The organism is Pseudomonas sp. 22490 (genome assembly GCF_052044465.1).
Classification (GTDB): domain Bacteria; phylum Pseudomonadota; class Gammaproteobacteria; order Pseudomonadales; family Pseudomonadaceae; genus Pseudomonas; species Pseudomonas aeruginosa.
In genome coordinates this window covers 23,086-42,825 of record NZ_JBQENS010000016.1, presented here as the reverse complement: position 1 = coordinate 42,825, position 19,740 = coordinate 23,086, and the positions used below count along the sequence as shown (strand labels likewise).

The 19,740-nt window shown below is 64.6% G+C and carries 24 protein-coding genes and 1 tRNA gene; 18 read left to right on the top strand and 7 right to left on the bottom strand.

Annotation, left to right across the window (positions count from 1 at the left end; genetic code table 11):
• Positions 1-27: 27 nt before the first annotated feature.
• Positions 28-2,004 (bottom strand): alkyl/aryl-sulfatase, encoded by a 1,977-nt coding sequence (locus ACTJJX_RS18710; RefSeq protein ID WP_004348205.1) that lies wholly within the window; start codon positions 2,002-2,004, stop codon positions 28-30.
• A gap of 102 nt (positions 2,005-2,106) precedes the next feature.
• On the opposite strand from ACTJJX_RS18710, the gene ACTJJX_RS18705 reads away from it, so the two are divergent.
• Positions 2,107-3,021, top strand: a complete 915-nt coding sequence (locus ACTJJX_RS18705; protein WP_003098349.1) for a LysR family transcriptional regulator — start codon at positions 2,107-2,109, stop codon at positions 3,019-3,021.
• A gap of 3 nt (positions 3,022-3,024) precedes the next feature.
• Here the strand turns inward: ACTJJX_RS18705 and ACTJJX_RS18700 are convergent, their stop codons facing one another.
• The 4 genes from ACTJJX_RS18700 to ACTJJX_RS18685 form a co-directional block, all read right to left on the bottom strand.
• Complete coding sequence (locus tag ACTJJX_RS18700) at positions 3,025-3,213, bottom strand: hypothetical protein (protein WP_003098351.1); 189 nt, start codon at positions 3,211-3,213, stop codon at positions 3,025-3,027.
• A 122-nt stretch (positions 3,214-3,335) separates the two neighbouring features.
• Positions 3,336-3,581 (bottom strand): DUF1145 domain-containing protein, encoded by a 246-nt coding sequence (locus tag ACTJJX_RS18695; RefSeq protein WP_003085479.1) that lies wholly within the window; start codon positions 3,579-3,581, stop codon positions 3,336-3,338.
• A gap of 116 nt (positions 3,582-3,697) precedes the next feature.
• Positions 3,698-4,153, bottom strand: coding sequence for a hypothetical protein (locus ACTJJX_RS18690; RefSeq protein WP_003114164.1), 456 nt, complete (start codon positions 4,151-4,153; stop codon positions 3,698-3,700).
• Between the two features lie 95 nt (positions 4,154-4,248).
• Entirely contained in the window at positions 4,249-4,428 is a 180-nt protein-coding gene (locus ACTJJX_RS18685) for a hypothetical protein (RefSeq protein WP_003098355.1), read from the bottom strand.
• Positions 4,429-4,660: 232 nt separating this feature from the next.
• Here ACTJJX_RS18685 and ACTJJX_RS18680 point away from each other — a divergent pair, with 232 nt between their 5' ends.
• The 10 genes from ACTJJX_RS18680 (at position 4,661) to ACTJJX_RS18635 (ending at position 12,769) form a co-directional block, all read left to right on the top strand.
• On the top strand, positions 4,661-5,737 hold the full coding sequence (locus ACTJJX_RS18680) for a DUF2157 domain-containing protein (protein WP_003098356.1): 1,077 nt from the start codon (positions 4,661-4,663) through the stop codon (positions 5,735-5,737).
• Positions 5,734-6,549: a DUF4824 family protein gene (locus ACTJJX_RS18675; RefSeq protein WP_003098357.1), complete on the top strand. Its 816-nt coding sequence runs from the start codon at positions 5,734-5,736 to the stop codon at positions 6,547-6,549. The genes ACTJJX_RS18680 and ACTJJX_RS18675 overlap by 4 nt, the downstream gene beginning before the upstream one ends.
• 80 nt (positions 6,550-6,629) lie before the next feature.
• Positions 6,630-6,842, top strand: a complete 213-nt coding sequence (locus ACTJJX_RS18670) for a cysteine-rich CWC family protein (RefSeq protein ID WP_023082749.1) — start codon at positions 6,630-6,632, stop codon at positions 6,840-6,842.
• A complete protein-coding gene (locus ACTJJX_RS18665) occupies positions 6,842-7,534 on the top strand; it encodes a pseudouridine synthase (protein ID WP_016851968.1) in 693 nt (230 codons plus the stop codon). The genes ACTJJX_RS18670 and ACTJJX_RS18665 overlap by 1 nt, the downstream gene beginning before the upstream one ends.
• A gap of 135 nt (positions 7,535-7,669) precedes the next feature.
• Entirely contained in the window at positions 7,670-8,713 is a 1,044-nt protein-coding gene (locus ACTJJX_RS18660) for a L,D-transpeptidase (protein ID WP_003098363.1), read from the top strand.
• A gap of 79 nt (positions 8,714-8,792) precedes the next feature.
• Positions 8,793-9,530, top strand: a complete 738-nt coding sequence (locus ACTJJX_RS18655; RefSeq protein ID WP_003085453.1) for a murein L,D-transpeptidase catalytic domain family protein — start codon at positions 8,793-8,795, stop codon at positions 9,528-9,530.
• 451 nt (positions 9,531-9,981) lie between these two features.
• The gene (gene phaG, locus ACTJJX_RS18650) at positions 9,982-10,884 is read left to right on the top strand and encodes a (R)-3-hydroxydecanoyl-ACP:CoA transacylase (RefSeq protein ID WP_014603238.1); all 903 of its coding nucleotides are present in this window, start codon (positions 9,982-9,984) and stop codon (positions 10,882-10,884) included.
• Positions 10,885-11,014: 130 nt separating this feature from the next.
• Positions 11,015-11,088, top strand: a tRNA-Gly gene (locus tag ACTJJX_RS18645).
• 788 nt (positions 11,089-11,876) lie between these two features.
• Positions 11,877-12,602, top strand: coding sequence for a zeta toxin family protein (locus ACTJJX_RS18640; protein ID WP_016852020.1), 726 nt, complete (start codon positions 11,877-11,879; stop codon positions 12,600-12,602).
• Positions 12,603-12,610: 8 nt separating this feature from the next.
• Positions 12,611-12,769 (top strand): hypothetical protein, encoded by a 159-nt coding sequence (locus tag ACTJJX_RS18635; RefSeq protein ID WP_162836249.1) that lies wholly within the window; start codon positions 12,611-12,613, stop codon positions 12,767-12,769.
• 70 nt (positions 12,770-12,839) lie between these two features.
• Here ACTJJX_RS18635 and ACTJJX_RS18630 read toward each other — a convergent pair whose 3' ends face one another.
• Positions 12,840-13,895, bottom strand: a complete 1,056-nt coding sequence (locus ACTJJX_RS18630) for a phage portal protein (protein ID WP_033943371.1) — start codon at positions 13,893-13,895, stop codon at positions 12,840-12,842.
• Positions 13,892-15,655 carry a terminase ATPase subunit family protein gene (locus tag ACTJJX_RS18625; RefSeq protein ID WP_033943390.1) on the bottom strand — a complete coding sequence of 588 codons (1,764 nt, stop codon included), beginning with the start codon at positions 15,653-15,655 and terminating at the stop codon, positions 13,892-13,894. The genes ACTJJX_RS18630 and ACTJJX_RS18625 overlap by 4 nt, the downstream gene beginning before the upstream one ends.
• Before the next feature lie 155 nt (positions 15,656-15,810).
• On the opposite strand from ACTJJX_RS18625, the gene ACTJJX_RS18620 reads away from it, so the two are divergent.
• The 7 genes from ACTJJX_RS18620 to ACTJJX_RS18590 all read left to right on the top strand — a co-directional run bounded on the left by ACTJJX_RS18620 (position 15,811) and on the right by ACTJJX_RS18590 (position 19,740).
• Positions 15,811-16,632, top strand: coding sequence for a GPO family capsid scaffolding protein (locus tag ACTJJX_RS18620; RefSeq protein ID WP_023089196.1), 822 nt, complete (start codon positions 15,811-15,813; stop codon positions 16,630-16,632).
• Between the two features lie 35 nt (positions 16,633-16,667).
• Positions 16,668-17,684 (top strand): phage major capsid protein, P2 family, encoded by a 1,017-nt coding sequence (locus ACTJJX_RS18615; protein ID WP_023093064.1) that lies wholly within the window; start codon positions 16,668-16,670, stop codon positions 17,682-17,684.
• Positions 17,685-17,689: 5 nt separating this feature from the next.
• Positions 17,690-18,391 (top strand): terminase endonuclease subunit, encoded by a 702-nt coding sequence (locus tag ACTJJX_RS18610; protein WP_033943373.1) that lies wholly within the window; start codon positions 17,690-17,692, stop codon positions 18,389-18,391.
• Positions 18,392-18,494: 103 nt separating this feature from the next.
• Positions 18,495-18,956 carry a head completion/stabilization protein gene (locus tag ACTJJX_RS18605; protein ID WP_033943375.1) on the top strand — a complete coding sequence of 154 codons (462 nt, stop codon included), beginning with the start codon at positions 18,495-18,497 and terminating at the stop codon, positions 18,954-18,956.
• A complete protein-coding gene (locus ACTJJX_RS18600; protein ID WP_015967187.1) occupies positions 18,956-19,153 on the top strand; it encodes a DUF7415 domain-containing protein in 198 nt (65 codons plus the stop codon). The genes ACTJJX_RS18605 and ACTJJX_RS18600 overlap by 1 nt, the downstream gene beginning before the upstream one ends.
• Positions 19,153-19,362 (top strand): tail protein X, encoded by a 210-nt coding sequence (locus tag ACTJJX_RS18595; protein ID WP_015967188.1) that lies wholly within the window; start codon positions 19,153-19,155, stop codon positions 19,360-19,362. The genes ACTJJX_RS18600 and ACTJJX_RS18595 overlap by 1 nt, the downstream gene beginning before the upstream one ends.
• A gap of 24 nt (positions 19,363-19,386) precedes the next feature.
• Complete coding sequence (locus tag ACTJJX_RS18590) at positions 19,387-19,740, top strand: putative holin (protein ID WP_003098379.1); 354 nt, start codon at positions 19,387-19,389, stop codon at positions 19,738-19,740.

The window sequence follows — 19,740 nt, the reverse complement described above, 5'->3', positions numbered from 1 at the left end:
AGGCGCCCCTCTCGGGCGCCTTCGTCGTCAGCCTTCGGACTTCGCCGCCGGCGTGACGATATCGAACCAGAAGTCGAAGTCGCCGAGCATGCCGAACAGTTGCCCCAGCAACAGCGGATTGCCGGAACTCTTCAGCTTGCCCTCGAAGACCAGGCGTACCGCCGATACCTCTTTGAGCAGCAGCCGGTTGAGATCGGCGCGGTCGATGCTCACGGTCTGCCCGGCGTCCTCGCTCTGCACGCCGCGCAGGTTGTTCAGGTGCGAGTTCTTCAGTTCCAGCAGGTAGTTCTCACCGATGTCCGGCAGGCGCAGGTTGATGCTCAGCGCCTTGCCCTCCGCAGCGCCGGCGTCCAGGCGCACGCCGAGATAGTCGAACAGCAGGCCGGTGTCCATCGCCGCCAGGGCATCGGCGCTGCCGGCCTTCATCGTCGGCTGGTCGCGCGGTACGCCGTGGCGCAGTTCGTAGGCGGCGCTGAGGTAGCTGTTGCGCCAGCCGGCGTTCTCCGCCTGGTAGCCGAGCTGCTCCAGGGCGTCGGCCTGCAGCTCGCGCGCGGCCCGGTTATCCGGCTCGGCGAAGACCAGCCTGTTGACCACCTCGACCACCCAGCGGTACTCGCCCCTGGCGTACGACGCCCGCGCTTGCTCCAGCAGGCGCTCGGCGCCGCCCATGTATTCCACGTAGCGGCCCGCCGAGTCCTCCGGGCTGAGCGGGTCGAGGCTCGCCGGGTTGCCGTCGTAGTAGCCCAGGTAGCGGTTCAGCACGGCCCGTGCGTTATGGCTGACCGAGCCGTGGTAGCCGCGGTCGTACCATTCCTGGTCGAGGCTGGGCGGCAGGCGCAGGCGGTTGTGCACCTGGCCGATGGTCACGCCCTGGTTGGCCAGGTGCAGGGTCTGGTCGTGCAGGAAGCCGTACAGGTCACGCTGCTTCTCCAGCACCTCGACGATCTCCGCGTTGCCCCAGCGCGGCCAGTTGTGCACTGCGAACATCACCTCGGCCTGCCTGCCGAAACGATGCAGCGCCTGGTTGATGTACTTGCTCCAGCCCAGCGCATCACGTACCTCGGCGCCGCGCAGGGTGTACAGGTTGTGCAGGGTGCCGACCACGTTTTCGGCCATCAGCAGGGCCTTCTGCCGCGGCAGCCAGATGTTCATCTCCGCCGGCGATTCGGTACCCGGCGTGTTCTGGAAGGTGAACGGCACGCCGTCCAGCACCAGGTCCTCGCCCTCGCCTTCGATCAGGCGGGTCGGCGCCAGCAGGCTCAGCGGTCCGCGCGCCAATCCCTTGCCGATGGCCATGTCGACCTGCCCCTGCGGCCCCTTGGGCAGTTGCGTGCCGTACTGGTAGGTGGCGCGGCGCATCATGGCGTTGCCGGCCAGGACGTTCTCCTTGATCGCCGCCTCCATGAAGCCGGCCGGAGCGATGATCTGCACCGCGCCGCTGGCGACCTGCTGTGGCTCTACCAGACCGCGCACGCCTCCAAAGTGATCAGCGTGGGCGTGGCTGTAGATCACCGTACGGATCGGCCTCTCGCCCAGCTCGCGGCTGACCAGTTCGTAGGCCGCCCTGGCGGTGGCCGGGGTGGTCAGGGTGTCGACCACGATCCAGCCGCTGTCGCCGCGGATGAAGGTGATGTTGGCCAGGTCGAAGCCGCGCACCTGGTAGATACCCTCGGCAACCTCGAACAAGCCGTACTTGAGATTGAGCAGGGCCTGGCGTTGCAGGCTGGGATTGATGCTGTCGCGAGGCTTGCCGTCGAGGAGGAAGTCGTAGCCACCGAGCTGCCAGGCGACGCTGCCGTCGGGGTTGCGGATGAGTAACCGCTCCGGGCGCCGGATCAGGCCGCGTTCGGCGCGCTCGAAGTCGGCGCGGTCGGCGAAGGGCAATTCCGCTTCGACCCGCCGCTGGGCCTCGACGGTGAAGGCACTGGGCGGTTTGGGCGCGGTGGTTTCGGCGGCGCCGGCGAGCAGCGGGGCGAGCGCCAGGAGTGCAAGCAGACGGCTCATCGGATACTCCGTTTTATTGTTGTGGGCTTCGGCTGGCACTATGCCGAGCGGCACGGCAATAATTCCAATGCATTCCAGGTCCACATTCGATGCGGAGTCCGCATGAGCGATCTACGCCAGTTCCGCCACTTCGTCGCCCTCGCCGAGCACGGCCACTATGCCCGCGCCGCCGAAGCGGTGAATCTCAGCCAGCCGGCGCTGTCACGCAGCATCCAGGCGCTGGAGGGACAGTTGGGTTGCACCCTGGTGGAGCGCGGCAGCCGCGGCGTGGCCCTCACGGCCCACGGCCGGCTGGTGCTGGAACACGCTCGGCGCCTGCTGGCCGGGCATCGCGCACTGCACAACGCGGTGAGCCAGTTGGCCAATCTCGACAGCGGCGAGCTACGCCTGGGCGGCGGTCCCTTCCCCGCCGCACGGCTGTTGCCCGAGGCACTGGCCGGTTTCTCCAGCGCCCACCCACGCGTGCGCGTCGTACTGCTCATCGAAGACTGGCAGACCCTACGCCAGCGCCTGCTGGATGACGCCGTCGAACTCTTCGTCGCCGATATCCGCGAGCTGCAAGGCGATCCGCAGTTGCGCATCCACCCGCTACGCGAGTATCCCGGCGTACTCTTCTGCCGCCCCGGCCATCCGTTGCTGCGTCTGGTGAGGCCGAGCGCCGAGCAACTGGCCGACTACCCGCTGGCCGGCCCGCGCCTGCCCGAGGCAGTCCGCGGCGACCTGGCGCGCCTGCTGCAACGCGAAGAACCGCTCGGCATACAGTGCGACGACGTGCTGATGCTCAAGGGCCTGGTCGGCTCCAGCGAGCTGATCAGCCTGGCGCCCTGGGACGTGGTTGCCGCCGACGTCGAGGCCGGCCGCCTGGCGCTGCTGCCCTGGCCCGCCGGCTCCGAGCCCGCCCGCGCCAAGGGCTCCGCCTACGGTCTGGTCAGCCGCGCCGGCCGCAGCCTGTCGCCGGCCGCGGCAGTGTTCGTCGAGCGGGTGCTGGAACAGGACCGGCGCTTCGCCGCCACCTGAGGATCAGCGCCAGCGAGCGTCGTCGCGGCGCTCCTGCCAGGAACGGTTCCAGTCGCGCCCGCGGTTGTCACGGTCGCGGTCGTGATAGCGCTCGTAGCGGTAGTCGGGACGATGCCGGTGGTCGTTGCGGTCGTAGACCACGCAGGCCGACAGCGGCAGGACGAGGATCAGCAGGGAAAGCAAACGACGCATGGCGCCTCCTGTGCGGTTCCGGCCTCTCCTGCGGATGCGGGAGGATTGCCTGTTCCGGAACCTGCACATCGGACTGCGCGGCGCGCGGGCGGTGCCCGCGGCGAGAGTAAAGCCTGGGTAAATCAGCCGAGGCTACGCAGGTGCAGGACGCCGAACAGCAGCACCTGGAGGCGCTCCAGCCAAGGTGCCGGGCGCGCCTTGAGACGCCCGTTGAGCAGCAGGATCTCGGCGGCATGGACCAGCACCAGCACGCCGGACAACAGCAGGATCGGTCGATGCAACTCGCCCAGCGGGTAGGCCAGGTTGACCAGCGCGACGAGCCAGAACATCGCCAGGGCGCCCTTGGCGAACGACAGAAAATGACTCATGGGAACCTCCTCGTTTCGGTATCGGCAGAGTGTGCCGAGCAAATGCGCCAAGAGGGTCCGCACTTTCGACTGGAAAGCACGACGGCGCCCGCAGGCGCCGCCTTTCCTTGCGCACCTCAGTTGCGCCAGCGAGGTGTCCCGCCCTGCTGGCCCTGGTGTCCCGGACGATCCTGCCGACCGTGTTGTTGCCAGCGTTGCGGAGAATGCCCGCGCCATTGCGGCTGGCCGCCGCGCTGCCAGTTGCCCGGATGCCGCTCGCCACGATGGGCCGGGCGCGATTCGTGGTAGCGCTGCTGGTAGCGATATTGCTCGCGCCGGTAGTCGCGGTGGCCATCGTAGCGGCGTGGCGCCGGGTAGTAGCGTTGGTCGTAGTAGCGCGTCGAGTAGTAGCGCCGTTCGCTGCGCCAGCCATCGTCATACACGCGATAGCGCGGCACTTCGTAGGCGTAGCCGTAGGGCTGGCCGCGATAGTGGCGCCAATCGCCGTCATCGTAGTCGTAGTCATACACCGCGCAGCCACCCAGGCTGGCGAGAAGCAGAAGAAGCGGGACTCTCAGGAATGTGCGCCACATGGCAGCCTCCTGCGGCCCCGCTGCCGACCGGCCGGACGACCGGCGACGCCGCGAGGCGCGCATACGACGTGAAGACTCGGGAAATGGAAGTGGGCTCAGCACCAGCCTTTCTTGGCGTGGCCCGGAGGACAATGGGGCGGGCCGCCGCGATCGTAGCCGTAGTAGCCATCGTCGAACGGATCCAGTTCGACGTAGGCGCCCGGCACCCGAACGCTGCAACCGCTCATCAGGAAGGCCGCCAGTAGCAGCCCGAACAATCGCATGACCATCAGCATTCTCCTTCATCGCAGAACGCAGCCGAACCACGCCTGGACAAGATCCCGATGGAGCGGGAAGCCGGTTGCGGCGGTTGCAACCCGGCTGCAATAGAGACCGAAGGAAAAAACGGAAATTCCCTGAATCCGACCAACGACACGGGCCTCCAGAACGTGACCGCAGCCGGCGTTTCTCGGTAGAGTGCGCGGACCAAGGACTGCCGGCCCCGCCGGAACCGCTCAAGGAGCATGCATGCAACCCATCGACCGCGCCCAGGCACAGCAGCGCGCCAACGACATCCTGGTGTTCCAGCGCGAGCTGCAACGCCTCGACCAGGAGCAGGCGTTCCGCCTCGAACCGGCCCAGGCCCGGCAACTCGCCGACTATCACCTGGCCCTGCTGGACAGCTACCGCGACCGTTTCGACATCGACCACGACCTGCGCAGCCAGCAACTTTCGCTGGGCATGCGGGTAGCCTCGTTCTTCGGCGCCCTGGCCTTCGCCGCCAGCGTGTTCCTGCTGTTCTATCGCTTCTGGGGCCTGTTCCCCACCGTCGCCCAGGTGGCGATCCTGATCGGCAGCGCCTTCGCCGCGTTCTTCGCCACGCTCTGGGTCCAGGCCAAGGACGCCTCGGGCTACTTCAGCAAGCTGGCGGCGATGGTCGCGTTCGCCTGCTTCGTCCTCGACCTGACCATGCTCGGGCAGATATTCAACGTCACCCCCAGCGACCTGGCGCTGGTGCCCTGGGCGCTCTACGCCCTGCTCCTGGCCTACCTGTGCAACGCCCGCCTGCTGCTGGCGGCGGCGATCCTCTGCGTGATGGGTTTCATCGCCGCGCGCGTCGGTACCTGGGGCGGCGGCTACTGGCTGAGCGTAGGCGAGCGACCGGAGAACTTCTTCCCCGCCGCCGCGCTGATCTTCGCCGTGCCGCTGTGCTTCGAGCAGCGCAACTTCAGCGGCTTCGCCGTGATCTACCGGGTGTTCGCCCTGCTCGGCCTGTTCCTGCCGATGCTGGTGCTGGCCAACTGGGGCTCAGGCAGCTACCTGGCGTTACCGTCGGCGCTCATCGAGGGGCTCTACCAGGTCGCCGGCTTCGTCGCCGCCGCCCTTGTGATCTGGCTCGGCGCGCGACGCAACTGGGCGGACGTGAGCAATACCGGGATCACCTTCTTCGTCATCTTCCTCTACACCAAGTTCTTCGACTGGTGGTGGGAAGCGATGCCGAAGTACCTGTTCTTCCTGGTGCTCGGCCTCAGCGCCCTGCTGATCCTGCTGGTCCTGCGCCGCCTGCGCACGCCCCTGGGCATCGCCGCGAGGACTGACGCATGAATCGCAACCGTCGCAACGCCCTGATCGCCGGCAGCCTCCTGCTGCTGGCGGCGAACCTGGCCGCCCTCGGTGGCGTCGCCTGGAACCGGTCCGGCGAGGCCGAAAGCAAGCTGGTGCTCAGCCAGCGCGAGCTCCAGCGCAACTGGTCCTACGGTTTCTGGAGCGAAGAGAACAGTGGCGTCGAACTGCGCCTGGAGCTTCGCTCGCCGAGCAGCGAGCCGCCCAGTGACCTCGCTCCCCCGCTGCCGCCCGAGCAGATGCGCGCCCTCGGTTTCAGCATCCCGGACGCGCTCGACGAAGAGAGCGTACGGCGCTACCGCCGCCAACAGGAAAAACAGGTGCTGCTGGTCCTGGAGCTCGACGGCCCGGCCTATCGCCGCGAAGTACGCCTGGCCGAGGAGCGCCTGGCCGAGGCCAGCGCCCGCAGCAAGGCCCTGCCCAAGGACGAAATGCTGTCCAGCCAGATGGAAGCCGCTCGCCACCAACTGAAGCATGAGCAGGGAGAGGCCAGTCGACTGTTCATCGTCGACGCCGGCCTCGACCTGGCCGCCCTGCGCCAGCGCTACCCCGAGCGCCAGCGCTACGCCATCGTCAAGGGCCGGGTGCGTCCCTGGTCCGCGGTCGACGGAGGCAGGACGCTGGTCGGCGGCTACATCAGCCGTACCGACCTCGCCGCGATCAACGTGCCACGACAATGGCACGCGGTATTCGCCAAGGTCGACGAACAAAACTACCGGCTAGCGCCGCTGGAACTGCACCTCAGCTTCGGCCAGCGCCTGGAGCCCTGGATCACCAACGCCGTTCGCCGCTGAAACGCCCCGCCTGGCGCACGATGCTTGCATCCGCGCGCCGGGCCCTGCACCCTGGGCACCCGCCAGCCATCCACCGCGCCATGAACAGCGAAATCGATCCAGGCCGCTGCCCGCTGTGCCAGCAATCCAACCGCTGCAGCCTGGCCTATCCCGCTAGCGCCACCCAGGCTTGCTGGTGCTTCACCACGGAGATCGATGCGGCCGTGCTGGAGCGGATTCCCGCCGAGCTGCGCCGCCGCGCCTGCCTCTGCCCACGCTGCGCGCAACTGCTGCCGCCCGACGCCGACGACTGATGCGCCTGGACCGCTTCCTCGCCAACCTGCCCGAACTCAGCCGCCGCGAAGCGCAGATGCTGATCGCCGGTGGACGCTTGCGCGTGGACGGCCAGGTGGTGCGCGACGGCACCCACGAGGTGCGGGTGTTCAGCCGGGTGGAACTGGACGAGCGGCTGCTCCAGGCTGGCAAGCCGGCGCGCTACTACATGCTGCACAAACCGATGGGCTGCGTCAGCGCCACCCGCGACCCGCAACACCCGACCGTCCTCGACCTGTTCCCGGAAGACCTGCGCGACGACCTGCACATTGGCGGTCGTCTCGACTACAACACCACCGGCCTGATGCTGCTGACCAACGATGGCCAGTGGTCGCGCCGCCTGACCCTGCCGGGCAGCCGGCGCGACAAGGTCTACTACGTGGAAACCGAGGCGCCCATCGACCAACGCTACGTGGATGCCTTCGCCGCCGGCCTCCACTTCCGCTTCGAAGACCTGGTCACCCTCCCCGCGCAGCTCGAACCGATCGGCCCACGCTGCGCCCGCCTGACCCTGCACGAAGGCCGCTATCACCAGGTCAAGCGCATGTTCGGCCACTTCGACAACAAGGTGCTGCGCCTGCACCGCGAGCGCATGGGCGATATTTGTCTCGACCCGCAGTTGCCGCCGGGTGCCTGGCGCCCCCTGAATGCTGAAGAAATCTGTTCGGTGTGAAACCCCGCCGCCCGCCGCCTGTCCACCGAAAGAGGCCGGACCGCAGGGGTTTGGCCGGCCGTCGCGAGCGACGCTAAGCTGAATGGCATCTGTCGGAGCGACAGCCTTTCCCGCATGGAGCAAGAGAAAGCGCCAATGAAAAGATCCCTTGCCGTACTGCTGCTGGCCTTCGCCGTCGGCAGCCTCCACGCGGCGCCCGCCAGCCCAGCGAACGCGCCTTTGCCGCCGGCCGACATCAAGGCGCGGCTGAAGAGCATGAAGCCCGGCGAGTACCTCTGGTACCCGGAGGTTTCCCCGCAGGGACCAGTGACCATCGTGGTCAGCCTTACCGAACAGAAGGCCTACATCTACCGCAACGGTATCGCCATCGGGGTCAGCACCCTCAGCTCCGGCAAGAAGGGCCGGGAGACCCCGACCGGAGTGTTCTCGATCCTGCAAAAGAGCGTCGACCACAAGTCCGACCTCTACAACAGCGCGCCCATGCCCTACATGCAGCGCCTGACCTGGGACGGCATCGCCCTGCACGCCGGCAACCTGCCCGGCTATCCCGCCTCCCACGGCTGCATCCGCCTGCCCATGGCGTTCGCCAAGAAGCTCTACGGCATCACCGGATTCAGCTCCACCACGGTAATCATTTCCAACGCCAGCAGCGCGCCGAAGGAAGTCGACCACCCCGGCCTGCTGGCACCGACGGTAGCGGACGGGCGACCGGTGACGCTGCCGGTGGAGCCCGGAGAAATCGCCTGGAACGACCCCGGCGCGGAACGCGGTCCGTTGTCGGTGCTGATCAGCCGCGCCGACCAGCGCGCCTATGTCTATCGCGGCGGCCAGCGCATCGGCACCGCACCGGTGCAGTTGCCGGCACGCCCGCAAACCGGCATGGCGGTGTTCTCGCTGCTGGAAAAGCCGACCCCGGAAGAAATCAGCGAGACCTCGCCGAACCTGCGCTGGTCGGTGGTCCAGGTGAGCAACCCGGGACAGGGCCTGACACCCTCCGAGCAACTGGGCAAGATCCGCATGGACCCGACCTTCGTCCGCGAAATGCTCGGTGCCATGGACGTCGGCAGCACCCTGGTGATCACCGACTGGGCCTCGACCCGGGACACCCACAGCGACTCCGATTTCACGGTGATCGCCACGGAAACACCGAACAATCCGACGAAATCGCTTAAAAAGTAGTCGGCAAGTTGTTCAAAAATCGAGCACAATGCCTCTCATCCGGTAAAAACCACACTGAACCGATGGGAATACTGCTCGTATGCCAACCTTCCTCCGTGCCGCCCTGCGCAGGCTGAGCCTGGCGGGCGCCACCCTTTGCGCACTGGCCAGCGGGCCGGTGTTCGCCATGCCACTTCCCTCCGCCAAGGACCTTCAGAAACTCGCTCCCCAGGCCAGCCTGCCGACCCTCGAACTGGCCCTCACCGCCTATGCCTGCGCGAGTGCGAGCCAGGGTGGCGACAACGGCCTGCTGACAGTGATCGACTACTCGCGGCCGTCGCGCGACAAGCGCCTCTGGGTATTCGACCTGAAGGCCCGCAAGCTGCTCTTCGAAGAGTGGGTGACCCACGGCAAGAACAGCGGCGATGACCTTGCCACCTCCTTCTCCAACCGGCCGAACAGCTACCAGTCGTCGATCGGGCTGTTCCAGACCGGCCAGCTCTATACCGGCAAGCACGGCCAGTCGCTGCGCCTGGTTGGCCTGGAGCCGGGTTTCAACGACAAGAGCGAAGAACGCGCCATCGTCATGCACTCCGCCGCCTACGCCGATCCCAGGGTGGTTCCCGGGCTCGGCCGCCTGGGCCGCAGCCAGGGCTGCCCTGCGGTACGCCCGGCCGTGGCCGCCCGGCTGATCAACACCCTCAAGCGCGGCAGCTACGTGTTCGCCTACTACCCACAGCCGAAGTGGCTGGAAACCTCGCGCTTCCTCGCCCCGCAGAGCTGCGCCGTGGCACGTGCGGCGCGTACGCCGGAAGTCATCGCCAGCCTGCTCAAATGAACCGCCGGGGCGGCGGCCGCGCCGTCCCTTTCCTTCCCGGCATCCCGAAATCGCAGCATCGGTACTTGCCTCGCGGCATTTCGTCGGATTCCAGCCCCCCTTCCCCCATCCAAAAGCGAAACAGGGCTTGCAGCCCGGCACGCCGGCTGCTTAACTGACGCTCACGTTGTGACTGACAAGTCACAAACGACTTCCAAGAAAGCCCGCGTGACTGCCCGCGCTTCGGCGCCGGCCTTTCCTGCCCGGCCAATAGCCGCTTCGCCAAAATCCGAGAGGATTTCGGACGCTCTCTATTTGCCTGTAAGTCGTTGAAAATCAAAAGTTTATTAAATCCATCCGAATGACATTCAACTGTCATTGGGAGGCGCTTTCATCTGCCCATGAGCATTTTGTATTCGCCGCGACAAGCAGGTCGCCGCGTTCCCATCGAACGATTCCAGGAGGAAGCGACATGAGGCCGGAAACAGCCATCATCGAGATCCACGGGCAATACAGGATTCACACCGAGTTCTACGGCAACCCCGCGGCGCAGCAGACCATCATCCTGGTCAACGGCTCGCTGTCGACCACAGCGTCCTTCGCCCAGACCGTGAAGTACCTGCAGCCGCATTACAACGTGGTGCTCTACGACCAGCCGTATGCCGGCCAGTCCAAACCCCATAACGAAAACCACACGCCGATCAGCAAGGAATGCGAGGCCAGGATCCTGCTGGAACTGATCGAACGCTTCCGTGCCGAGGTAGTGATGTCGTTCTCGTGGGGCGGCGTCGCCACCCTACTGGCCCTGGTGCAACGTCCCGGACGGATCCGCAGGGCGGTGGTCAACTCATTCTCGCCTCAGCTCAACCCGGCCATGCTCGACTACCTGCATCGCGGCCTCGACTACCTCGCCGCCTGCGATCGCACCCAGATCGGCAACCTGGTCAACGAAACCATCGGCCGCTACCTGCCGCAGTTGTTCAAGCGCTACAACTTCCGCCACGTCAGCAGCCTGGACGAGCACGAATACCACCAGATGCACTTCCATATCCGCGAAGTGCTGCGCCTGAACGCCGATAGTTATACCGAGAGCTTCGCCGGCATCGAGATCCCGGTGCTGTTCATGAACGGCGAGCTGGACATCTACACCACGCCCCACGAAGCCCGCCAGTTCGGCCAACTGATCCGCGGCGCGGAATTCCACACCATCCGCAATGCCGGCCACTTCATCGACGTCGAGCACAAGGCCGCCTGGCAACAGACCCAGGACGCCCTGCTGGCCTTCCTCCGCCCGCAGCGCACGCAGCCGCTCAACCCGATCTACCGCCCCCAGCCCAACGGCGCCAGCGTCCCCCTCGCCGCCCTCGCCAGCTAACCGCCACCGCCACGGGGAGCCCCGCTCCCCTGGCGGAAAAACCCAGCGAAATCAACAAAAACCCCGCCCCGGGCTTCACCTGCCGCCGCGCATCTGGTAAAAAGGCGCCCTGGCCGCAAAAGCCGTCCGAGCGGGCGTCGTATAATGGCATTACCTGAGCTTCCCAAGCTCATGACGAGGGTTCGATTCCCTTCGCCCGCTCCAGTATTTCCGGGCCTTCCAGCCGCCCAGGCGCATCGAGCGCAAGTGCTGGGGGCCGTTTCGGGGGCCGTTTGTGTGCGTCACTGGCAAGTGCGCGCGGAGAGTGAACAAACGGCAGAGAGCCAGGTTCCAATGCCCGCCCCGCCTGGCAACCCCTCGTTTTATGTTGACCCATCGAAATTGGGTAATTTTGGTAATTCGTTTTCAGAACTGCTATTTCCCCCTTTAAATTCAATAGCTTACATAAGCTTTTTAAAGGTAATAATAGGGTAATTTTGAGGTAATCGAATTACCTTTGTGCTGGGTAAGCTCGCCGATTTATGAACCCCTTATAAATCAATGGCTTACAAAAAAATTACCTTTCCAATTACCCTAAATTACCTTTCAAGGTAATTGCTGAAAGCCAGTAACCACGCGGCATACAGCCCGCTTAGAACCCCAAATTACCGAAATTACCTTTTTCCGAGGGGTCAACAGAAAAACGCCCCCAGGAAGGCCCCTTGCCGCCCTCAGAAAAGGGCCTCTGGTGCAGGGATTCGCAGGGATTTCCGAGTTCGGAAATCGGAAGGTAGCGCCCAGCCTGGGCCGTTGGCGGCGCTGTGCAGAAGTGCAGAAAAAGAGGTCTATTTAGAGCGGAGGCGTGGCGGGGGGACGACTGCGCGCGCCGAGCGGAATTGCGCAAAAACCATTCATTTTTCCTTTAAAATGGCATTTCTCGATAGAGAAAGCTGATTGGCGCCAACCGGTGGTTGTAGGCGAGATTTGAGCTGTGATGGGTGACAGGAGGTCCCATGCCGTTAAGCGCTGAGGAGCAGGCAATTTGCGATGGCGCCATCGCGTTCGCCAGAGCGAACAAGAAGTCCATTGCAAAGCGGCTAACAAACCCCCAGATATATGCTCGAGAGGAGAACCCCGTGTCAGTTTTCATGGCCGGGTCCCCTGGGGCAGGCAAGACAGAAGCCTCGATCGAGCTCCTGTCTCAGTTCGACGAGAACGGGTCAAAGGTTCTACGGATCGATCCGGACGAATTGCGGTCTGAGTTCGAAGGGTACACGGGAGGGAATTCCTGGCTGTTCCAACCTGCCGTCTCTATTTTGGTAGAGAAGATTCATGATTTGGCCCTGGATCAGCGACAGTCATTTCTCTTGGATGGCACGCTAGCGAACTACGAGATAGCAGAGCGGAACATCGAGCGATCCTTGCGCAAGGGCAGGACTGTGCTAATCCTGTACGTGTACCAGCGGCCTGACCTTGCATGGAATTTTGTCCAAGCTCGAGAGCGAGTAGAGGGAAGAAAAATCCCGATCGAAGAGTTTGTGAGACAGTATTTCGCGGCGAGAGACGTCGTGAATCGGCTCAAGCAACACTTCGGAGGGTCGATAGAGGTGGATCTGCTGCTGAAAAACAACGACGGATCCCACCGTGTTTACGAGGCGAACATAGACCGGATTGACAGCCATGTCCCCGAAACCTATGATCGCGCGTCCCTTGAGCAGATGCTTTTACAGCGAGGCTAAGGATTGAAATGAGCATTTTTACAGTGAAAAAGCCGGGCACAACCACGAAATTCTCTGAATTCGTTCGTAACGCGTCTTCCGAAGAGAAGAAGCGTGTATACAAAGTCGTGATGAAGAAATCCACCGAGCGCCAATGCAAGGTGCTAGCAGCAGCTGCTGCAGGCTGAACTCAAAGAGATTCGTAAAAGCCCTCATCAAGTGAGGGCTTTTTTTTGCCTCGCGCAAAAGCTCGGTAGATCAACGGAGTGAAGGCAGGCCCAAGGCAGTGAACCTCACAACCTCTTCCCCGATCAGCTCATTGACCTGCTGCAGGCGCGCCTGCATTGGCTCGAGTTCCAGGCTGGCCCAGACCGCTGCCGCGTCGCTGATGGATCCGAACCCACCAGCGTTCTGCGGCACCACCCCCATCAGCTGCGGATAGACCCGTAGGCCGGCGAGCTGGTCGTCGCGGCTGATGTTCTTGATCGAGCCGAACTCGTCCTTGGCCGCCACCTCGCTGACCGGGATCAGTTGGATCCCCTCCTTCTTCCCGTTCGGCGCATAGACGAACAGGTTGCGGAAATTGCCCGGCCCCTTCGCGGTCTTCAGCGCCGTGCGTAGCGCGTCGATGTCTTCCTCGTTCTGCGCGGCGTCGGTCATGTAGAGGATGAAGCCGGCGTGGCTGCCGTTGTTGTAGTACTTGCGGCGGAACAGCGTGGCCGACTCGTTCAGCAGAGCGCTCTGTAGGGCGCAGAACCACTCCGGCACCCCGTAGATTTCCTGGTTGATGTCGGCCTCGCGCAGCTGGATCACGCTGCCCTTCTCGAATTCGTGCTCATCCTTCCAGCTGCGCACCTGGTAGAACGTCTCCAGATCGGTGCCGCGGCGTATGTATTTCGCCAGCGGCGCCTGCAGCGGCATCCGCGTGCCCAGGCGAGAACGAGGCTGCTCGAGGTATGCCGAGCCGAATGTCAGCCAGTCCAGGGAGAACTGCTCGAACGTCGCCCGGCTGAGCATGCGGTGTGGGATAAACGTCTTGGCCAGCATGTTGCGCTTGAACTTCAGGCCCGACTGCAGGTAAACGCTCGACCCCACCGCTTTGGCCAGCCCCTCCATGGACAGCGGCGGCTCGTACCACCGCCCGTTCGACCAGCACTCGAGATAGTCGAGGATGCCCCGGCCGTCGAGCACCGGCATCGGGTCACCGAAGGTGAAGGCCTCGGCACGGCCGCCCTGGCGCGGGATGAACTCGCCTTCCTGGGCGGACTGGACTGTAACTGGCTGCTGGCGGCGGTGGCTGCGACGTTTGCTCATCCGAAAATCTCCATGCGCCCGGTATTCGCGGGGGTCTGCCCCTCGAGCGGCTCGTTCTGCAATGCGTGGAATAGCGCCCAGGCCAGATCGGCGTGGCCGGTGTTGTCGTTGCGGCCGGCGGTATAGGTGAACTGGCGCCCACCGGCCGTGATGGTCTTGCGGATAGCCATCAGCGCCTGGGCCAGGTCGGTCCAGCCGGCGTCGAATTCGAGGCGGCCGTTCTTGATCACCGACCAGGCCTTCATGACCAACTGCGTCTTCACCTCGGGCGAGTAGCTGAAGGTGCGCACCCCCGGGAAGAACTGGCGCACCAGCTGCGCGACGCCAGACCCCATGCCGGTGGTGTCGACGCCGATGAAGGTGACCCAGTAGCGCTGGGTCACCTTGCGGATGAACTCGGCCTGTTCGGCGAAGTCCTTGCCGCGGAATTGATGGCGCTCCAGCACGCGGAACTTGCCGCCCGGTACCGCCGGCGGCGCCACCACCACCAGACCCGCGGTGTCGCCCGTCTCGGCGGGGTCATAACCCAGCCACACCTGGCGATCACCGAACGGCCGCAGCGCGAACGGCTTGTAGTCCTCCGACCACAGGTCCCAGCTATCGACCATGCACGGCTGCAGCATGGTCAACGGGAAAATGCTCGCGCCGTCGTCGACGAACTGGCACATCAGCAGGTTCTGGAAAGCCTCGGCGTCGTACTCGAGACGCAGCTCGTCGATGTCGAACAGGTCGCAGCCACGGGCCTCGGCATCGAGGATAGTGACGATCTGGCGCCAGATGCGGTCCTCGCACAGCCGCCCTTGCTGCAGGGCGTCATGACTTACGTCGATCTTGATGCGATCGGCGGCCGGCTTGCCCTTGTTGAAGCGCTCGCCAGTCCAGAATGTGTAAGCCTCATGCGCCATCGAGCTGGGCGTCGAGAAGTAGGTCCGACGGTAGCGCTTCTGCATCGCCATACCGCTGGCGACCTTGTTCAGCTCCTTGAACTTGAACGTCCAAAAAAACTCGTCGAAGTAAAAGTTACCGTGGTAACCCTGGGCAGTCCGCGCGTTGGTACCGAGGAAGTGCAGTTCCGCGCCGTTCGGCAGGATGATCGGGTCGCCCTTCAGTTCGACACCTACCGCATCGCGCGCGAAGGACTGGATATACGCCTTGAAGATGTGTGCCTGGGCCTTGCTGGCCGACAGGAATATCTGGTTGCGCCCAGTTTCCAGCGCGTCGATCAGCGCCTCGCGGGCGAAGTAGAACGTGGCGCCGATCTGCCGCGACTTGAGAATCACGCGGGTTCGCTGATTGCCCGCGCGGTACCAGTCTTTCTGGTAGTCGAAGCAACCGTCGAGGAAGGCCTCGACCAGTTTCTCGGTCAGTTCCTCGCTGATGTCGTTGCGCTTCGGCTTGCGCTTGGGACCTTCGTTACGCTTGGCAAGCTCGGGGTTCAGGTCGGTTTCCGTACCACCGCCCTGGTAGCGCTGGATCCGCGCCTGGCGCTCAAGCTGCCGATGCAGCAGGTCGATTTCCTTGTAGTCACCGCCGGTCTTGCCGTCCTTCAGGATCAACTGAACCAACCGGGCTTCCAGGGCGCCCCCGATCCGTTCTACGCTGTCGGCCCGGTCCCATCCGTCGCGGTCCTTCCATGAGTGAAGGGTCTTGTCCTTCTCGCCCAGGTGATCGGCGATGTCGCAGACACGCCAACCCATCCAGTACAGGAATTTGGCCTGGCGGCGATTGTCACGGATGGGAATTTCGACGGCAGCGTTCATGGCGCAGATGCTGCCGCCCACCCTCGCCCCTCAGTAGCGCCGCCCCTTGTAGCTCCGCCCCCTACAATCCCGCGTGATTGCTGGGCCGCGCGCGCGTCCCGAACATGCCCCTCATTGCCATGCACCCCGCATCAGCCGCATTGAGGACTCCCGGCATGAAGAAATTCCGCAGCAAATGGTTCCGCATCGCCGTCGAAGGGGCGACCACGGACGGCCGCAACATCGAGCGCGACTGGATCGAGCAGATGGCCGCGCAGTACGACCCGAACACCTACGGCGCGCGGATCAACTGCGAGCACATCAAGTGGGCCTGGCCGGCTGGTGAGTTCGGCGCCTATGGCGACGTGCTGGCGTGCAAGGCGGAAGAGATCGACATCAACGGGCAGAAGAAGCTCGCCCTCTTCGCCCAACTGGAGCCCAACCAGGCGCTGCTGGAACTGAACAAGCAGCGGCAGAAGGTCTACACCTCGGTCGAGATCGATCCCAAGTTCGCCGACACCGGGAAAGCCTACTTGGTCGGCCTGGCCATCACCGACTCGCCCGCCAGCCTGGGCACCGAGGCGCTGTCTTTCAGCGCCAAGAACGGGACCCTCGCCAGCCGCAAGACCAACCCCGACACCCTGTTCAGCGCTGCCGAAGAGGGCACCCTCGAGTTCGAGGAATACGAGGAAAAGCCCTCGGTCGGCGCGGCGCTGTTCACCAAGGTCAAGGAGCTGCTCAAGGGCAAGGAAGCCCGCACCCAAGCCGAGTTCGGCCAGGTCGGCGAGGCCGTCGAAGCGATCGCCGAACACAGCCGCGACCTGGGCGAGCAACTCGGCGAGCAGAAGAAGCAGACCCAGCAACTGGCCAGCCAGTTGGACAAGGTCACCAAGGAACTGGCGGACCTCAAGAGCACCCTCGATAGCACCCGGGACCACAGCCAACAGCAGCGGCCCCCGGTCACCGGTGGCGGCAGTGTCGCCCTGACCGACTGCTAACCGTCCCCCGCCCCGGTATCCAAAGGAAAAGCACCATGCGCAACGAAACCCGCAAACAGTTCGACGCCTACCTGGCGCAGCTCGCCAAGCTCAACGGCGTGAACTCCGCCGTCCAGACCTTCGCCGTCGAGCCGAGTGTCCAGCAGAAGCTGGAGCAACGTATTCAGGAGTCCAGCGAGTTCCTGAAGCAGATCAACGTCTACGGCGTCGACGAGCTGCAGGGCGAGAAGATCGGCATCGGCGTCAGCGGCACCATCGCCAGCCGTACCGATACCACTGGCGACGGTGTACGCAAGCCGCGCGACGTGTCCGCGCTCGACAACCAGCGTTACGAGTGCAAGCACACCGATTTCGACACCGCCATCACCTACGCCATGCTCGACGCCTGGGCCAAGTTCCCCGAGTTCCAGGCCCTGCTGCGCGACGCGATCCTCAAGCGCCAGGCCCTCGACCGCCTGATGATCGGCTTCAACGGTACCAGCGCCGCGGCTACCACCAACCGCGCCGCCAACCCGCTGTTGCAGGACGTGAACATTGGCTGGTTCCAGCAGTACCGCAACAACGCTCCGGCACGGGTATTGAAGGAAGGGAAGACCGCCGGCAAGGTGGTAGTCGGCAACGGCGCCGACGCCGACTACAAGAACCTCGACGCCCTGGTGTTCGACGTGGTCAGCAGCCTGATCGATCCCTGGCACCGCCGTGACCCGGGTCTGGTGGTGATCCTCGGCCGCGAGCTGGTCCACGACAAGTACTTCCCGATGGTGAACAAGGACCAGCCGGCAACCGAGAAGATCGCCACCGACCTCATCCTGTCGCAGAAGCGCATGGGCGGCCTGCCGCCGGTGGAAGTGCCCTACGTGCCCGAGAAGGGCCTCATGGTCACCACCCTGAAGAACCTGTCGCTCTACTGGCAGATCGGCGGTCGCCGCCGCTACCTGAAGGAGGTACCGGAGAAGAACCGCATCGAGAACTACGAGTCCAGCAACGACGCCTACGTCGTCGAGGACTACGGCCTCGGCTGCCTGGTCGAGAACATCGAAGTCGCGGAGTAGATGACATGGCCTTCAGTCCCGCCAAGGCGCACTTCCTGCGCGTGACCGCCGCTCAAGAGGCGGCGGCGACTGCCCCGCACCAGGGCATGGAAGGCGCGAACGCCTATGAGCTGCAGCTCGCCCAGCTGTATCAGGATCGCAGCCGCCTGAAGAACATCCAATCCGGCGAAGGCAAGGCAGCGCTCAAGGTCGAGCTGCTGCCGGCCTACCAGCCGTACATTTCCGGCGTGCTGCAGGCCGGCAAGGGCGCCCAGGACGAGGTGGTCACCACCGTCATGCTCTGGCGCATCGATGCCGGCGATTACGCCGGCGCCCTGGACATCGCCGACTACGTGCTCGCACACGATCTGATCATGCCCGACCGCTTCGCGCGTACCGCCGGCTGCGTCATCGCCGAAGAGATCGCCGAGGCCGCGCTCAAGGCACAGAAGACCGGCGGCAGCTTCGACCTTGCGACCTTGCATCGCACCCTCCTGCTCACCGACCAGGCCGACATGCCCGACGAAGCCCGCGCGAAGCTCTACCTCGCCGCCGGCCATGCCACCCTGGAAGGCCTTTCTGTGGAGAGCCCCGGGCAACCCGGGCAGGTGCAAGCCGGCATCGATCTGCTCAAGCGCGCGATCCAGCTGCACGACAAGTGCGGCGGGAAGAAGGATTTGGAGGCCGCCGAACGGCTCCAGAAGAAACTGACCGCCTCTGGCGGTTGACCGAGCGTACCCCGCGCCCCGCCGGCTCGGGGCCGATCTGCCAGGTCCTCTCCTTCCTGAGCAGTGACGCCCCGACCACCGGCGACCTCAAGCGAGCAGCAGCATGAGCGGATTCATCGCCAACGGCCCGGTCCCAGCCGGGCACATCAACAGCGATCCCTTCTGGCCCACCATCGTGCTCGAGCATGTGCGCGCGAACCTGCGCATCGACTCCAGCGTCGATCCAGCGCGCCTCGAAGTTGCGGTCATTGCCGCGGTGATCAGCGTCAACCGCGAGCTGCGGGCCTGGCGCCTTGAGAAGATCGCGGCCGGCTATGCCGAACTCGCCCAGGTGCCGTCCGACAAGGTGCGGGATACCTCCGAACTGGTGCAGCTGTATCTGCGCGCAGTGCAGTCTGCCACCGCCGCCGAAGTGGCCGAGCGCTACCGCTGGTACGACACCACCACCAGCGGCAACGACAAGGCCCAGGACATCGCAACCACCATCGACGACTACCGCCGCGACCAGCGCTGGGCGATCCGCGACTTTCTCAAGCGTCCCCGCACGACGGTGGAGCTGATCTGATGAACGAGCCAAAGATCATCGACTGGAACGAAATTTCCCGTTTGGGGCTTCTGGAACGCATCAACCGGGAAATCATGCACCCGCTCGGCTATGCCGTGTGCCGCGAGGTAGAAACCGGTCGCTCCCCAGGCGCGCTCGTCTCGGACGACGGCCCGTTCGTTTATCCCGATCAGCTCAAGCACCAGGAGTGCAACTAATGGCCACCGTGATCGCTAACCAGAGCGACACCGTCGAGGCGCTGTGCTGGCGGCACTACGGTCGCACCGCCGGCGTGACCGAGGCGGTCCTCGAGGCGAACCACGGCCTGGCCGACCACGGCCCCACCCTCCCCCCTGGCCTCAAGGTCACCATGCCGGACATTCCGACGGCCGCCCCGGAACGGCAGATGGTGAACCTATGGGACTGACCACTTTGCAAGGAACCACCCCGCATGGCTGACCTCACCACCACCGCCACGGCCGGCGCCATCATGGGCCTCGGCCTGGGCGTAACCCTTCCGGTTGACGGCGGCATGCTGTTCGGCGCCCTGCTCGGCGCCTGGCTGGCCACCGGCACGAAGCAGGACCTGAAGGCCTGGTCGCGCCTGCTGTCGCTGATCCTGCCGACCTGCGTCGGCTACCTGTTCGCAGATGTCGCCCTCGCCCGTGTGCCCTGGCTGACCAACCTGGCTTTCTCTGCCTTCGTCTGCGCCCTGGTGGTCATTCCCCTCAGCCTCAAGGCGGTCGCCTGGGTCGACAAGGTCGACTTCGACGACCTCTGGCGCCGCATCCGAGGAGGTCGCTGA

Bases quoted from the DNA above. Each gene is read 5' to 3' on its own strand.
- ACTJJX_RS18600 (WP_015967187.1), top strand. From the start codon at position 18,956: ATGAACGAGCCAAAGATCATCGACTGGAACGAAATTTCCCGTTTGGGG.
- ACTJJX_RS18625 (WP_033943390.1), bottom strand. From the start codon at position 15,655: ATGAACGCTGCCGTCGAAATTCCCATCCGTGACAATCGCCGCCAGGCC.
- ACTJJX_RS18610 (WP_033943373.1), top strand. From the start codon at position 17,690: ATGGCCTTCAGTCCCGCCAAGGCGCACTTCCTGCGCGTGACCGCCGCT.
- ACTJJX_RS18615 (WP_023093064.1), top strand. From the start codon at position 16,668: ATGCGCAACGAAACCCGCAAACAGTTCGACGCCTACCTGGCGCAGCTC.
- ACTJJX_RS18620 (WP_023089196.1), top strand. From the start codon at position 15,811: ATGAAGAAATTCCGCAGCAAATGGTTCCGCATCGCCGTCGAAGGGGCG.
- ACTJJX_RS18710 (WP_004348205.1), bottom strand. From the start codon at position 2,004: ATGAGCCGTCTGCTTGCACTCCTGGCGCTCGCCCCGCTGCTCGCCGGC.
- ACTJJX_RS18605 (WP_033943375.1), top strand. From the start codon at position 18,495: ATGAGCGGATTCATCGCCAACGGCCCGGTCCCAGCCGGGCACATCAAC.
- ACTJJX_RS18635 (WP_162836249.1), top strand. From the start codon at position 12,611: ATGAGCATTTTTACAGTGAAAAAGCCGGGCACAACCACGAAATTCTCT.
- ACTJJX_RS18640 (WP_016852020.1), top strand. From the start codon at position 11,877: ATGCCGTTAAGCGCTGAGGAGCAGGCAATTTGCGATGGCGCCATCGCG.
- ACTJJX_RS18660 (WP_003098363.1), top strand. From the start codon at position 7,670: ATGAAAAGATCCCTTGCCGTACTGCTGCTGGCCTTCGCCGTCGGCAGC.
- ACTJJX_RS18630 (WP_033943371.1), bottom strand. From the start codon at position 13,895: ATGAGCAAACGTCGCAGCCACCGCCGCCAGCAGCCAGTTACAGTCCAG.
- ACTJJX_RS18695 (WP_003085479.1), bottom strand. From the start codon at position 3,581: ATGAGTCATTTTCTGTCGTTCGCCAAGGGCGCCCTGGCGATGTTCTGG.
- ACTJJX_RS18590 (WP_003098379.1), top strand. From the start codon at position 19,387: ATGGCTGACCTCACCACCACCGCCACGGCCGGCGCCATCATGGGCCTC.
- phaG (WP_014603238.1), top strand. From the start codon at position 9,982: ATGAGGCCGGAAACAGCCATCATCGAGATCCACGGGCAATACAGGATT.
- ACTJJX_RS18705 (WP_003098349.1), top strand. From the start codon at position 2,107: ATGAGCGATCTACGCCAGTTCCGCCACTTCGTCGCCCTCGCCGAGCAC.
- ACTJJX_RS18675 (WP_003098357.1), top strand. From the start codon at position 5,734: ATGAATCGCAACCGTCGCAACGCCCTGATCGCCGGCAGCCTCCTGCTG.
- ACTJJX_RS18685 (WP_003098355.1), bottom strand. From the start codon at position 4,428: ATGCTGATGGTCATGCGATTGTTCGGGCTGCTACTGGCGGCCTTCCTG.
- ACTJJX_RS18595 (WP_015967188.1), top strand. From the start codon at position 19,153: ATGGCCACCGTGATCGCTAACCAGAGCGACACCGTCGAGGCGCTGTGC.
- ACTJJX_RS18670 (WP_023082749.1), top strand. From the start codon at position 6,630: ATGAACAGCGAAATCGATCCAGGCCGCTGCCCGCTGTGCCAGCAATCC.
- ACTJJX_RS18700 (WP_003098351.1), bottom strand. From the start codon at position 3,213: ATGCGTCGTTTGCTTTCCCTGCTGATCCTCGTCCTGCCGCTGTCGGCC.
- ACTJJX_RS18665 (WP_016851968.1), top strand. From the start codon at position 6,842: ATGCGCCTGGACCGCTTCCTCGCCAACCTGCCCGAACTCAGCCGCCGC.
- ACTJJX_RS18655 (WP_003085453.1), top strand. From the start codon at position 8,793: ATGCCAACCTTCCTCCGTGCCGCCCTGCGCAGGCTGAGCCTGGCGGGC.
- ACTJJX_RS18690 (WP_003114164.1), bottom strand. From the start codon at position 4,153: ATGTGGCGCACATTCCTGAGAGTCCCGCTTCTTCTGCTTCTCGCCAGC.
- ACTJJX_RS18680 (WP_003098356.1), top strand. From the start codon at position 4,661: ATGCAACCCATCGACCGCGCCCAGGCACAGCAGCGCGCCAACGACATC.